This window comes from Campylobacter helveticus (assembly GCF_002080395.1).
Taxonomy (GTDB): domain Bacteria; phylum Campylobacterota; class Campylobacteria; order Campylobacterales; family Campylobacteraceae; genus Campylobacter_D; species Campylobacter_D helveticus.
The window spans coordinates 810,676-824,203 of the sequence record NZ_CP020478.1; the positions used below are offsets into that span (position 1 = coordinate 810,676).

The 13,528-nt window shown below is 35.5% G+C and carries 17 protein-coding genes; 10 read left to right on the plus strand and 7 right to left on the minus strand.

Annotated features, from left to right (window positions below; genetic code table 11):
- The first annotated feature begins 3 nt into the window (after positions 1-3).
- From pstC to CHELV3228_RS04290, 7 genes are all read left to right on the plus strand, one after another.
- Positions 4-846: a phosphate ABC transporter permease subunit PstC gene (gene pstC, locus CHELV3228_RS04260; RefSeq protein ID WP_082199681.1), complete on the plus strand. Its 843-nt coding sequence runs from the start codon at positions 4-6 to the stop codon at positions 844-846.
- A complete protein-coding gene (pstA, locus tag CHELV3228_RS04265) occupies positions 843-1,658 on the plus strand; it encodes a phosphate ABC transporter permease PstA (RefSeq protein ID WP_082199682.1) in 816 nt (271 codons plus the stop codon). The genes pstC and pstA overlap by 4 nt, the downstream gene beginning before the upstream one ends.
- Before the next feature lie 8 nt (positions 1,659-1,666).
- On the plus strand, positions 1,667-2,419 hold the full coding sequence (pstB, locus tag CHELV3228_RS04270; RefSeq protein WP_082199683.1) for a phosphate ABC transporter ATP-binding protein PstB: 753 nt from the start codon (positions 1,667-1,669) through the stop codon (positions 2,417-2,419).
- Between the two features lie 28 nt (positions 2,420-2,447).
- Positions 2,448-3,119: a response regulator transcription factor gene (locus CHELV3228_RS04275; protein ID WP_082199684.1), complete on the plus strand. Its 672-nt coding sequence runs from the start codon at positions 2,448-2,450 to the stop codon at positions 3,117-3,119.
- Positions 3,119-4,480 carry a PAS domain-containing sensor histidine kinase gene (locus CHELV3228_RS04280; protein ID WP_082199685.1) on the plus strand — a complete coding sequence of 454 codons (1,362 nt, stop codon included), beginning with the start codon at positions 3,119-3,121 and terminating at the stop codon, positions 4,478-4,480. Before CHELV3228_RS04275 ends, CHELV3228_RS04280 begins: the two co-directional genes overlap by 1 nt.
- 75 nt (positions 4,481-4,555) lie before the next feature.
- Complete coding sequence (locus CHELV3228_RS04285) at positions 4,556-4,759, plus strand: hypothetical protein (RefSeq protein WP_082199686.1); 204 nt, start codon at positions 4,556-4,558, stop codon at positions 4,757-4,759.
- Positions 4,760-4,765: 6 nt separating this feature from the next.
- On the plus strand, positions 4,766-5,077 hold the full coding sequence (locus tag CHELV3228_RS04290; protein WP_082199687.1) for a hypothetical protein: 312 nt from the start codon (positions 4,766-4,768) through the stop codon (positions 5,075-5,077).
- 22 nt (positions 5,078-5,099) lie between these two features.
- Here the strand turns inward: CHELV3228_RS04290 and CHELV3228_RS04295 are convergent, their stop codons facing one another.
- The 7 genes from CHELV3228_RS04295 to CHELV3228_RS04325 all read right to left on the minus strand — a co-directional run bounded on the left by CHELV3228_RS04295 (position 5,100) and on the right by CHELV3228_RS04325 (position 11,817).
- Positions 5,100-6,146 (minus strand): type I restriction endonuclease, encoded by a 1,047-nt coding sequence (locus CHELV3228_RS04295; protein WP_082200747.1) that lies wholly within the window; start codon positions 6,144-6,146, stop codon positions 5,100-5,102.
- A 92-nt stretch (positions 6,147-6,238) separates the two neighbouring features.
- Positions 6,239-7,537 carry a phosphomethylpyrimidine synthase ThiC gene (gene thiC, locus CHELV3228_RS04300; RefSeq protein ID WP_082199688.1) on the minus strand — a complete coding sequence of 433 codons (1,299 nt, stop codon included), beginning with the start codon at positions 7,535-7,537 and terminating at the stop codon, positions 6,239-6,241.
- A 140-nt stretch (positions 7,538-7,677) separates the two neighbouring features.
- Complete coding sequence (locus CHELV3228_RS04305) at positions 7,678-8,457, minus strand: 3'-5' exonuclease (RefSeq protein ID WP_082199689.1); 780 nt, start codon at positions 8,455-8,457, stop codon at positions 7,678-7,680.
- Positions 8,454-9,101 (minus strand): ribulose-phosphate 3-epimerase, encoded by a 648-nt coding sequence (rpe, locus tag CHELV3228_RS04310; RefSeq protein WP_082199690.1) that lies wholly within the window; start codon positions 9,099-9,101, stop codon positions 8,454-8,456. Before rpe ends, CHELV3228_RS04305 begins: the two co-directional genes overlap by 4 nt.
- A 374-nt stretch (positions 9,102-9,475) precedes the next feature.
- The gene (locus tag CHELV3228_RS04315) at positions 9,476-10,804 is read right to left on the minus strand and encodes an ANL family adenylate-forming protein (protein ID WP_082199691.1); all 1,329 of its coding nucleotides are present in this window, start codon (positions 10,802-10,804) and stop codon (positions 9,476-9,478) included.
- Positions 10,797-11,528: an SDR family NAD(P)-dependent oxidoreductase gene (locus CHELV3228_RS04320; protein ID WP_082199692.1), complete on the minus strand. Its 732-nt coding sequence runs from the start codon at positions 11,526-11,528 to the stop codon at positions 10,797-10,799. The genes CHELV3228_RS04315 and CHELV3228_RS04320 overlap by 8 nt, the downstream gene beginning before the upstream one ends.
- Before the next feature lies 1 nt (position 11,529).
- A complete protein-coding gene (locus CHELV3228_RS04325) occupies positions 11,530-11,817 on the minus strand; it encodes an acyl carrier protein (RefSeq protein ID WP_082199693.1) in 288 nt (95 codons plus the stop codon).
- A gap of 93 nt (positions 11,818-11,910) precedes the next feature.
- Between CHELV3228_RS04325 and CHELV3228_RS04330 the strand changes: the two genes are divergently transcribed.
- The 3 genes from CHELV3228_RS04330 to CHELV3228_RS04340 are packed head-to-tail and all read left to right on the plus strand — an operon-like array spanning position 11,911 to position 13,523.
- Positions 11,911-12,285 carry a hypothetical protein gene (locus CHELV3228_RS04330; RefSeq protein ID WP_082199694.1) on the plus strand — a complete coding sequence of 125 codons (375 nt, stop codon included), beginning with the start codon at positions 11,911-11,913 and terminating at the stop codon, positions 12,283-12,285.
- 36 nt (positions 12,286-12,321) lie between these two features.
- Positions 12,322-12,852, plus strand: a complete 531-nt coding sequence (locus CHELV3228_RS04335; protein WP_082199695.1) for a hypothetical protein — start codon at positions 12,322-12,324, stop codon at positions 12,850-12,852.
- Positions 12,853-12,878: 26 nt separating this feature from the next.
- Positions 12,879-13,523: a hypothetical protein gene (locus CHELV3228_RS04340; protein WP_082199696.1), complete on the plus strand. Its 645-nt coding sequence runs from the start codon at positions 12,879-12,881 to the stop codon at positions 13,521-13,523.
- Positions 13,524-13,528: the final 5 nt, after the last annotated feature.

The window sequence follows — 13,528 nt, forward strand, 5'->3', positions numbered from 1 at the left end:
ACAATGCAAGAAAAAATTTTTAAGGGCATTTTTGCCCTTTGTGCCTTACTTTCTATTTTTGCCGTTTTGATGATTTGTTTCTTTTTGTTTGCGAATGCTATTCCAACGATTACTCAAATAGGACTTTTTGATTTTATTTTTGGTTTAGACTGGTATCCCACAGAGGAGATTTTTGGAATTTTTCCTATGATAGTGGGAAGCATTTATGTAACAGCTCTTGCGATTTTAATCGGCGTGCCGCTTGGTGTTTTAAGCGCCATTTATCTTTCGCGTTTCGCAAATAAAAAGGAACAAAAATATATCCTACCAGCAGTAGAATTGCTAGGAGCGATCCCTTCTGTTGTGTATGGATTTTTTGGGCTTGTGGTAATAGTCCCACTTCTTGCAACGACTTTTAGTGGAATTCCTGGCAAAAGCGTTTTAGCGGCGGCTTTAATTTTAAGCATTATGATTTTACCAACTATCATCTTAGTTTCAAAAGCAGCCATTGATGCCCTTCCTCAAAGCTATTATGAGGGAGCTTTAGCACTTGGAGCAAGTAAAGAAAGAAGCGTGTTTTTCGCACTTATACCAGCGGCTAAAAGCGGAATTTTAGCTTCCATTATTTTGGGAGTTGGCAGGGCTATTGGTGAAGCTATGGCGGTGATTATGGTTGCTGGGAATCAGGCTTTAATCCCAACAAGCATCTTAGACGGCGTAAGAACGCTAACGACAAATATCGTGCTTGAAATGGGTTACGCGCAAGACTTGCATAGAGAAGTATTAATCGCAAATGCTGTTGTATTGTTTGTCTTTATCTTACTCATTAATACCTGCTTTAACGCACTAAAAAAGGAAGCAAAATGAAAGATAATGTAACGCTTATTTTATCCTTTTTAATGCGTGTTTCTATGCTTTGCGTGATGTTTATTTTTTTAATTCTCATCGGTTTTATTTTTGTGAAAGGAATGGCGCATTTAAATTTAGAAATGTTTGCTTGGGAATATAATAGTCAAAATATCTCAATGACTCCAGCCATTGTTAATACCCTCAATATGGTTCTTTTTGCTCTCATTCTTGCCATTCCGCTTGGAATTTTTGGGGCGATTTATTTAAGCGAGTATGGCAAAAAGAGTAGTAAAATTTTAAATCTAGCAAGAATCGCGTCCGAAACGCTTGTTGGAATTCCTAGTATTGTTTATGGTTTGTTTGGGTATTTGGCTTTTGTCATTTATTTTGGTTTTAAAACTAGCTTTGTTGCGGGGGGTTTGACCTTGGCGGTTATGATTTTACCCCTCATTTTAAGAAGTGCAGAAGAGGCTTTAAAATCTGTGCCTATGAGCTTTAGAGAAGCGAGTTTTGCTCTTGGTGCTGGGAAATTGCGAACTATTTTTATCATAATTTTACCCGTTGCAATTCCAGGAATTTTAGCAGGAGTGATTTTAAGCATAGGTCGCATAGTGGGAGAATCTGCCGCTTTACTTTACACTTCAGGAAGTGTGGCTAAGGTGGCTGGGCTTATGGACTCAGGACGAACTTTAAGTGTGCATATGTATGCGATTTCAAGCGAAGGACAGCATATCAATGAAGCTTATAGCACAGCGATGATACTTATTATCATCGTGTTTTTAATAAATCTTGGCTCAAATTATTTGGCTAAAAAATTAGTAAAAGCGTAGGAAGTGAAATGAAAAATTGTTTTGAGATTAAAAAAATGTCCTTGCATTATGGAGAATTTCAAGCTTTAAAAGATATTAATATGGACATTAAAAAGGGTAAGGTTACAGCATTTATAGGTCCTAGTGGCTGTGGGAAATCGACTTTTATAAAAAGTTTAAACCGAATGAATGATTTGGTGGAAAATTGCAAAATTAAAGGCAAGATTTTATTTGATGGCAAAAATATCTATAAAGATTATGATGTCAATCTTTTGCGTAAAAAGGTGGGTATGGTTTTTCAAAAGCCAAACCCCTTTCCTATGAGTATTTATGATAATATCACTTTTGGACCAAAAACACACGGCATTAAGAAAAAGTCTAAATTAGATGAAATCGTAGAAAGCTCTTTAAAAGACGCAGCCCTTTGGGACGATTTAAAAGATAGGCTTAATAAATCCGCTCTTAGTCTCAGCGGAGGACAACAACAACGCCTTTGTATCGCAAGAACCTTAGCAGTAAATCCGGAAGTTATCTTAATGGACGAGCCAACTTCCGCACTTGACCCCATCTCTACGCTTAAAATTGAAGAGCTAATCTTACGCCTTAAAAAAGAATATAGCATTATCATCGTTACGCATAATATGCAACAAGCCGCTAGAATTTCGGATTATACGGCATTTTTTCTATTAGGAGAAGTGATAGAATTTGACGATACGAATAAAATTTTTAATAATCCTAAAAATAAAAAAACTCAAGATTATGTTAATGGAAGATTTGGCTAAAATATAGTTTTATTTTTAGGAGTTTTGTTTGGTTTTTGTTTTAGAAGATGATGCGAATATTTTAGAGCTTGTTTTATATGCGTTAAAAAGCCAATGTATAGAGGCTCAAGGCTTTTCAAGTGTAGAAACATTTAAAAAAGCGTTAAAAACAAAAATTCCACAAGTTTTAGTGCTTGATGTAATGCTTCCAAACGCAAGTGGCTTTGAAATTTTAAAAGAGCTTAAGACAAATTCCACGACGCAAGAAATTTCTATTTTAATGCTAACTGCGTTAAATAATGAATTTGATAAGGTTAAGGGGCTTGATTTGGGGGCTGATGATTACATCACAAAGCCTTTTAGCGTAATGGAATTTATAGCAAGAGTGCGTGCGATTTTAAGACGCAAACAAGAGCAAAATACAGAAAACATCACGCTGGAAGAATTAGAGCTTTCTTACAAAACTCGTGAAGTCAAAGTTAATGGCACTTTAATAATGCTAACGCTTAAGGAATTTGAGCTTTTAGGCTTTCTTTTAAAAAATCAAAATAGAGTTTTTAGTCGTGAGCAGCTTTTAGAAATCCTTTGGGGGTATAGTTATAGTGCTGAGAGCCGCACGATTGATATTCACATTAAAACTCTAAGAAAAAAGCTCAAAGAAGCGAGTAGGCATATTAAAACCATTCGCGGTATTGGCTATAAAATTTCTAAAGATTCTTAATGCAAAATAAGATTTTTTCTATCATTTTTAGTGCGATTTTAATTTTAGTGCTTATCATCATCACCCCCTTAATAATTATGGAAGAGCCTTTTTTAAGCACCAAAACGCCTTTTTGGTTTTTGTCCTATTTTTTGGTGGGCTTTTTTTTAGTATTTTTGTGTAGTTTTTTATTAGCGAAATTTTTATCCTACATTGTTTTAAAGCCACTTCAAACGATTAATTTTGAAAATTTAGAAACTATCCCATACAAAGAGCTTAAAAATTTACTTGAAAAAATTAAGTCTAAAAACAAAGCCGTAAAAACGCAATTTAAATATCTAAGAAGAAAAAAGCAAGAATTACAATCTTTAACCCAAAATATGAGCGATGGATTAATTTTTATCAGTCGAACGGGGGAAATTTTAAGCGAAAATCAAAGCGCGGAAAAATATTTTACTAATCTTAGTGTGATTCATAACATTTTAGAGCTTGATAATACGCAGTTTTTAAAGCTACTTTTAAAATATCTTAGGGATTTTAAAAAAGAAAAATTAAAAAGTGAGGTGAGGGAAAATTTCACTTTTCATTATCCAAAAAATTTAGAATGTGAGCTTGTGTTTTCTCCCATTTTTTCTCAAAAATCTAAATTTAAAGGAATGCTCATTGTGTTTAGCGACATTACAGAGCTTAAACGCTTACAAAATTTACGCAAAGAATTTAGTGCAAATGTAACTCACGAGCTAAAAACGCCCCTCACTTCCATTATGGCAAGTGCAGAGCTGATAAAAAATGAGCTTGTCGCACAGCAGGATTTGCCAAATTTCGCAGATAAAATTTATCTAGAATCAAAAAGGCTTTTAGAGATGATAAATGAAATTTTAAAAATTTCATTTTTGGACGAGGCACAAACTCTACCTTTTAATAATGTCAATTTAAAAAAGATTGTCGAGCGTGTGTATGGGCGTTTAGAATTCCTTGCAAATAAGCATTGTATTGCGTTTGAGCTTGATTTGCAAGATGTATTGATACAAGGAGTAGATGAGCTTTTAGAAAATTTAGTTTTTAACCTTTGCGATAATGCCATTAAATACAATCACAAAGGCGGTTTTGTGAAAGTGAAATTAAGAGCTTTGGATAAATTTGTGGAGCTTTCTGTTAAGGATAGTGGGATTGGGATTGAAAAAGATTTGCAAGAAAGAGTTTTTGAGCGTTTTTTTTGTGTGGATAAGAGCCGCAGTAAAAAAATCGGCGGAAGCGGACTTGGACTTTCTATCGTTAAATCTGTCTTAAAACTTCACAATGCCACGATAAATTTAAAAAGCGATGTGGGAAAGGGTAGCGAATTTAAAGTGTGTTTTGCAAAGAATTTTCAAAAAAGCTAAAGTTTTTTAACAATTTGCCGATATGCTTTATAGGATAATAAATATACTAAACAATTTATTTTCAAGGAGGCAGTGGTGAAAAAGATTGTTTTTTCATTAGTATGTTTAGGTGCGTTTGCTTTTGCAAATGGTTTTTCTGGGAATGAGGTTGAGGATAGAAGCACTGGTTATTTGGGGTGTCAGGCTTATCCTCCTGGGCATTATAAAGCTTGTCAAACGCCAAATCAGCACATCTATCAACAAGCAGCTTGTCAAGCTTTTGGTTTGTGTCATTGGTAAAAAAAGATGGCTCTTATAGAGGTTTGCGGTAAGCTAATTGATACAAAGATTAAATTTAGCGGAAAACCGGCTCTTGATTTTGCCATAGTTGCCTTAGAAAAGGAAAAAATAAGGCAAAAAGAAGAGGAGAAAAAGGCTATAAGTATAGAATATAGCGAAGAGTATCTAAGCATCAAAACTTCCAAAGCGTGGCTTTCGCAAGAAAGTGGAGAAAATACTACTCAAGAAGTGGAAAATCCCCAAAAATCTAGAAAAGCTACTAGCACCCTAGAAGTGGCTTACTCCAAAGTCAACCTAAAGCTCGATATGCTCATTTAAGCCCTAAATTTAGGGCTTATTTTCAAGCCTTTCTACTTTCAAAAGCTTTGATAATGTCAGCCCCATATTTGTAAATATCCTCTAGCTTTTCTAGATTATAATTTTGCCCATCGGGAAAACTGATGGATTTTTTAGCCGTGTTAAAATATAATCTACAAATCCACTTCGTAACCTTACTTTGATATAAAATGTTAAAATAACTTAAAGTATCCTTATAGTCTATATCGTTAAGCTCCGCACCCGCATTTGCAAGGATTGATTTTACTATATAAAATCCTTGCAATTCTTCTTCTGTGGTGATGATTTCTTTGTTTTCGTCTGTTTGTTCATTGTCCTCATCATCGTTGAGATTTTGAAGATTATTTTTTATACTTGTAATTTTCTCATAAGCAATGTCATTGACAATTTCTTTGAAAGATTTTTTGATATAAACTCTAAATTCATCCAAAATTCCACTTGTCATTCTTTTTTCTGTCATTTGTTTAGCAAAAAAGCTTACAAATTCGTCGCTTGGATTTTCAATCTCATTTTTAAAAATCTCTTGGATACCCCTGCAATACTTCTTTTCCATAGCAATATTTAAAATTTCATCTAAATTTAAATCTGTATAAATAAAACGCTTCAAATCTTTAATGTCTCTGGGTTTTAGCTTTTCAAGATTGACGATTAAAAAAGGAATTTTATCCATTAAATTTTGTCGCTCAATATCCGTGAAAAATCGATATTCAATCCCATTAGTAAGGATGGCAAATTTAATGCTTGAATTGGTATTAAAATATCTCACAAGTTGATTGTTGTGATTATCTAAATTTTCAGTGTGATTTTTCGCTTCAATTAATATAAAAGGCTTGGCATCCTTAAAAATTGCGTAATCAACCTTTTCGCCCTTTTTAGTCCCTATATCTGCTGTATATTCGGGCACAACGACGCTAGGATTAAACACATCATAGCCTAGTGCTTTTAAAAAGGGCATTATAAAGGTCATTTTTGTTGCCTCTTCTGTGGTAACGAGCCCTTTACGCTCGGCAATAGTCTCAATAATTGAGTTTAACTGATTCTCAAAATCCATTTTCACAATCCTCCTAAAAAAATTAGTAGGATTATTTCAAAAAAAAAAAAAACGATTAGTAAATTCTAGTATTAAGCCCTAAATTTAAGGGCTTAATCTTTCACCAGACTGACATCTTCACCTTTTAGCACTTGATTCATTGTATTCATCGCACACATTTTTCCACACATCGAGCAAGAATTTAGCTCCTCAGGTCGCCTTTCATTAAACATTTTTTTCGCTTTTTCTCCATCAATAGCAAGTTTAAACATACTTTCCCAGTCAATCTCTTGCCTTGCTACGCTCATCGCATCATCTCTTGCTCTTTCCTTAGGAAGCTTGGCTAAGTCCCCTGCGTGAGCGGCGATTTTAGTCGCCACTATGCCATCTCTTACATCTTGTAAATTTGGAAGTCTCAAATGCTCGGCTGGGGTTACATAGCATAAAATATCCGCTCCAGCCGCCGCCGCTACCGCTCCCCCAATTGCCCCACTGATGTGGTCATACCCAGCCCCTATGTCAGTTACCAAAGGTCCTAAAACATAAAAAGGTGCTCCCTTGCAAATGCGTTTTTCTATCTGCATATTTGCCTCTATCTCATTGATAGCCATATGTCCCGGTCCTTCTATCATCACTTGCACTCCAGCATCCCACGCTCTTTGTGTTAAAAGTGAAAGTTCGATAAGCTCGGCAATCTGTGCCGCATCGCTTGCATCGTGAGTGCAACCCGGTCTTAAAGCGTCCCCTAAAGAAAGCGTTACATCGTATTTTAAACAAATCTCAAGCAAGTCATCATAATACTCATAGAAAGGATTTTCCGCTTCTTTCATCGCCATCCAAGCATAAAGCACTGAGCCACCTCGTGAGACGATATTTGTGAGGCGTTTTGTTTCTTTAAAAACCCTAGCCGCGCGTGAATTTATCCCTGCGTGTATGGTCATAAAATCCACTCCGCTTTTAGCGTGATGCAGTGCCACATCTAAAAAGTCCTTCGCCTCAATTTGCTTTAAATCCTTTTCTAAAAAGCCCACCGCATCATACACAGGCACCGTGCCTATCATCGCTTTAGCTTTTGCGATAAGCTCATCTCTAAAGCGGCTTGTTTTGCCGTAATTGCTTAAATCCATAATGGCTTCAATGCCAAATTTATGCGCTAAATCCACCTTTTGCATTTCTTCGGTGTAATCCACGCAGTCGTTTGACACGCCTAAATTTACATTGACCTTAGTGCGAAGTCCTAAGCCTATGCCGTTTGGCTCTAGGGCGGTGTGGTTGATATTTGCAGGGATAATAATTTTTCCCGATGCTAAATTTTCAAGCAAAAAATCCTCGCTCACTTGCTCTTTTTTTGCAACTTCTTTCATTTGTGGGGTTAAAATACCCTCTTTTGCGTAAAGCATTTGTGTTTTCATAATTTATCCTTGTAAGAAAATTTGGATAAATGAAGGGGTGTAGTAAAAAGTGATAAATCTTCCCAACGCTAGCATTATCTAGTTCTGGTTCGGTCTAAGCTTTTAGCTTACTCTCAGCCTGTCCCACAAGCTCCCGTCATCTATGCTTTTTTATTATAGCATTTATTTTTTAATTTTGCTGTTTTTGTAAAGGTGATAAGCTCTTCTGTTGTTTTGATATGAGGGGGGAGTTTGCTAAGGCAGTATTTGAAAATTTCAGTCGCCGCTAAGGCGTCATTTAAGGCTCTATGATGCACGCTTTTTATCCCTAAAATTTCTTTTAAGGCATCAAGTCCATAGTGTGAATTTTCTATACAGCATTGCGCGAAATCTATGGTGCAAATTCTGCGGTTGAGTAATATGCCAAAACCGCATTCATACAAGCTTTTCGAGATAAAATTATAATCAAATTTCACATTATGGGCGATAAAAACGCTATCCTTTAGAAAAAGTCTAAAAGCTTCTAAAACTTGCGTTAAATTTGGTGCGTCTTTGACCATATCTAGCTCTATGCCTGTAAGTTCTGTGATATTTTGCGGAATTTCATCGACCTTTACGAAGCTTTCAAAGCGTTCTAATTCTTTATTATTTTGAATTTTAACTGCACCGATTTCTAAGATTTTGCCATTTTTAACCCCGCCAGTGCTTTCTATATCGACAATACAAAAAATTTGCTCTTTTATCTTTGTTGTTCGTGTTTTAAGGCTTAAAATATTGTCTTTGTTAAGATAAAATCCCAAGCCAAGAAGTTCTAGAGTCTCAAGGTTTAGCTCAAAATCTCTCAATTCTTCAACCCTAGCAAATTCTTCCATTACCCAAGCATAAGGTTTGCTTTCTTTAATCAATTTAGAAACGATAGTATCGACTTGCTGCAAACTCAAAATTCAAGCTTTAAAGATTTGATTGCGCTTTTGTAGTCGTTTGAGGAAAAGATGTAATTTCCAGCGACTAAAATGTCTGCTCCAGCTTCTTCTAAATCTGCAGCATTAAGACCGTTAATGCCACCATCAACTTCGATGAAAACTTTCGCATTTTTTTGTTCGATTAAATTGCGTAATTCGCGGATTTTTTCACAAACTAATGGAAGGAATTTTTGTCCTCCAAAGCCCGGATTAACGCTCATTAAAAGCACCATATCAACAAATCCGATTAAGTGTTTTATGGCACTTATGGGCGTGTGTGGGTTGAGCGTGATGGCTGGGTGGATATTGTGCGTTTTTAAATACTCACAAAGCCTTATGGGGTGAGCCTCAGCTTCGATGTGAAAGGATAAAAATTTAGGCTTTAATGGTAAAAAAAGCTCGACAAATTTTGGCACTTCTTTTACCATTAAATGCACATCTAAAGGCACGGAACTCACGCTTGAAATTTTTTCAAGCACACAGGGACCAAAAGTCAAATTTGGAACGAAATGTCCGTCCATTACATCAATGTGTAAAAGGTCTGCCCCTGCCTCACTTACAGCCTTAACTTCTTCTTCTAATCTTAAAAAATTTGCCGATAATAAACTCGGTGCAACATACATCATAAAACCTTAATTTTTTAATTAAGTGCTAATTTTAACCTTTTTTTCATTATTTTTACAAAGTTTTAGTAAAATATGTTAGAATTTTATATTTTTTGATGACAAGGTTTTTTTGTTGAAGAATTAAAAAATGATGATTTCTACACTTTAAGTGTTGTCATGGTATTTTTAAAATAAGTCATAGAAAGTTATGATTTTATGATGAAAAATTAATTTAAAACAACTGCAAAAGATCCAAAATATTGAAAAGCTCTTTGTTGTTTATTAATGGGGGAGGGGAGTGATAAAAATTGAAATTTATCTATCGTTTGGATTGAATGTATTAACTCTCATGCCTTTTAAAGAATATTCTTGGACAAACATTGATTGTCATTTTACGGTTTTTGATTAGGACGGACTTTCTTAAATCTCTCACTTAGTTCTAGGTTATCCGCGAGTTCTACTTGAGTAGGGATTTTATAAGTCGCCAGTTTATCCTTGCAATGTTTTCTTATTTCTTTTTTAAGCTCAGGCTTTGAAAAATTCCAGCTTGGTTTTAAAACGATTTTTACACAAACGCTTTGTCCGCTAATCGCATTAGATTTTGCATACGCTAAGCAATCTTGCACGAAATCAAGCTCTAAAATCACACCTTCAACTTCTTGAGGCACTACTTTTTCTCCGCCTACATTGATAAGCTCCTTGCTTCTGCCTATGATTTTGATATAGCCCTCCGCGTTCTCCTCCACCAAATCCCCTGTGGCAAAATAGCCCTCATCATCAAAGACGCTATTATCGGCGTTTAAATAGCCTAGGCTTCTTGTCTTGCTTTTTAGATAAAGCTCATTATTGATAATCTTATACTCCATACCCTCAAGCTTGATTTGATTACCTTTAGTCGTAGTTTGAGCTATGCCTACTTCACTCGTGCCAAAGGTTTGTTGAAATCTCACTCTAGGAAATTCCGTCTTTAAACGCACTAGTAAAGAATCACTCATCCTCTCAGTCCCGTAAGTGATGAGTCTTAAAGAGCTTAAATCGTATCTATCTTTAACTCCGCTTATCAGTAGTAAATTTAGCAAACTTGGACTAGCAGGAAGTAGGGCAACGCCGTATTTTTCTATGTTTTGGGCTAGAAGTTCTACATTTTTCCTTTCTTCAAAAGCTACGCCACAAGCACCCATAGCCAGAACATTAAAAAGAGTATTTAAACCTCCAATGTGGTCAAACATCAAAAATAAAATGGTATTGATAGCCTTGTGCTTTTTATCCAAATACACGCTTAAAATGCTGTCGAGATTATGCACCATAGCCTTAGGCTTTCCCGTGCTACCGCTTGAAAAAAGGATTAAGCCACTTTGATTTTGAAGAGCGTTTATAAGCTTGTGTTTTGTTTTTCCGTTTTGATAAGATGTAAATTTATTCCCATCATAAAGATAGTCTATTTGCCCCTGTGAAATTTTATCTTGTAGCTCTTTTAAATCCTCATTTTTCAGTAAAGGCACGACAACCATCCCTTTCTCCACACAAGCTAAAAACAAAGCCACGCTTCTTAAATCGTAATCCCCCCAAATTCCCACCACGCCCCCTATGCCATCAAGCTTCGTTAAAGCGTTTTTGACTTCACTCAAAAGTTCTAAATAAGTATAGCTTTTATCCTTATAAACTAAGCAGGGCAAGTCTTTATAGCTTTCAAGTTTTTTTAAAAAAGGATGATTAAGCATTGACCCCTCCCAGATAAAGCACTTGTCCTGTGATGAAGGCACTTCTTTCATTAAGAAAAAATTCAATCACATTAAGCACATCTTCAAATTCGCCAAAGCGTTTTATGGCTTGTTGGTTTAGCAAAAGTTGCAGTTTATCCTGAGGTACATTCTTGATTAAATCCGTTGGCACAGGAGTAGGACCCACAGCATTTATGCTAATACCCATAGGAGCTAATTCTTTTGCGCACACTTGCGTGAAATTCACCAAAGCCGCTTTTGAGGCAGCATAGACTGCTTCACCTTCTAGCCTTAAAGGTGTAGCAACTGTGGCAAAATTGACTATACGAAAGGGCATAGTTTTTGTGTTTTTGTAGCCCTTTTTATACGCACTACTCATTACTTTTGCCACTTCTCTTGTAAATAAAAAAGAACCAAAAAAATTTGTATTAAAAATGCTATGTACACTCTTATAGGGCGTGGTGAGGGTATGGTTCATCGAAGCAATCCCTGCGTTATTTAGTAGCACATCTATGCGGAAAAATTCCTTACGCACGGCTCTTACCATAGTCACCACTTTTTCCTCATCGCTCACATCAAGCTCAAAATGTCTGTAATTTTTATGCTCTATGCTCCCTTTCCCCCTTGAGCAACCACAAACGATATGCCCTAAGGAAAGATAATGCTCGCTTAACTTCTTTCCTATGCCCTTTCTCGTGCCTGTGATGATGAAAATTTTTTGCATTTTAAACCTTGATTTGCTGGGCTATATATGAAGCTAAGGTTTTCACATCTTTAAAGGGGGAGGTCCTTTGACTCATTATCTTTTCATCGGCTAGGGTAAGTTCTATGCCTAGCTCATCGCTTAAGGCTTCTTCTAAATCGGCGATGAGATTAACAAGTGCTAAAGAGTCCAAATACCCACCCAAGCCACTATAAAGCTTAGTATCTACGGTGGCAAATTCTAGCTCATTTATCTCATCGGCTAAATTTTTTAAAACGCTTAAGATGACGGAAACGATTTTTTCTTCCATTTGAATTCCCCTTTCTTCATTAAATTTTTATTTTTTTATAATTCTCCGAATTATATAATATATTTTTTTTAATTTTACTTAAAGGATAATTGCTTGGATAAAAAAACCATCATCTTGCTAGGAGCTTCCAACTCTAGAGTGCCTTTTGGACTAGGAGCTGGGCTAAATCAGCCTAGCGTGGATTTTCATAATCTTAGCCTAGGAGGCACAGACAGTGTACATAAAATTTACGAGCTTAAAAGAAATGAGACACTTATCAAAAAGGCAGATTTAATCATTTTGGAGGTTAATTTGATGGATACAACTATGGCTTTTGCTATGGAAAGGCTTGACTACAAGATAGCAAAATATATGCACTATCTTTATGAAGAGCTTTACTTGCTAAAAAAGAAAATTTTAGTCTTGCTTCTTTTTGAGCCAAGATGCCTTAGTGATAATGCAAAGAAAAGTGGCACTTTTCTTACATAGCTACACAAAAAGTTAGCTCGCTTTTATGATTTTAATTTGATAGATTTGCATAGCGAGATGATTAAAAGTGGCTCTTTTCATTTTTTTAGCACTCCACCCTTAGATCCTTTTCATCTTTTGCCTTCTTTGATGTATCAGCTAGGCAAAAACATAGCCTTAAATGTAAATTCTTTTCATCTTTCTAAAAGAAAGCTTAAGGTCAAAAGTCCTACTCTTTTTAAGGTCGTAAGCCCTATGACTTTAATGGGTAATGCCACGCTTAAAGACTTTAAAGATTTAACTTATAAAGAAAAATATGTCGAGCTTTCAAATGAAGAGCTAATCACTTTTCCAAAAGAATATCTAGGCTATAAAATTTTAGGCGTTCATACGCTTTACCCGTCACCTAAAAAAAGCTTTTTTGACTTTACGACTATGTGTCAGAGCTATTTCAGTATGGTCTTTAAAAATCAAAATAAAAAGCTAGTGAAAAATTTCCGCTCTTATAGTAATTTTGATTGGCTTTATGAGGACTTTGTGGTAGATGATAGCACGAGCATAAGCTATAATAAAACAATTTACCTTTAAATGAATTTTCTTATGAAAGCACTGTGGTGGATGACTTGCCTAATACCCTGCCCAAAGCTTGTGTGGTGAATTTTTTACTTGTGAAAAATGAGAGACAATTTTTTGAACTAGTCGATGAAAAAGTGGATTTTAAAAATGATTTTTCGCATTTAATCTCACCCTTTGAAAACTACAAAGAAGTCATAGAGGAATACATGCTTAAAACACAAGGCGACACAAACGCACTTAAGGCACAAATTTCTCATTTAGAATCTAGGCTTCATCACTTAAAAACTTTTTCAAGTGCTAAGATGAGAGTGCAAAATCATTTAGCTTATAAACTTGGCAAAGCGATGATAAATGGCTCTAAAAGCGGGGGGGGGGGGGGGGGTATACTTTTACCTTTTGTTTTATTTAGCATTAAGATTTTGCATAAGCAAGAAGTGAAGTATAATGCAGTCTTGCCACCACTTGAAAGCTACCCTGACTACGAAGAAGGCTTAAGAGAAAAGCAGTGTTTTACTTATAAACTAGGACAGGCTTTAATGGATGCCCATAAAAAGTGGTATTTGGGAGGTTATATCAAATTTTATTTTTTTTTGATATACCAAGGCTTAAAAAAGAATTTAAAAAGCCTCCTTTTCAAGGACGATAGCCCCATCTTTTGTGGCTATGATGAGGTTTTTGTTTAACACTT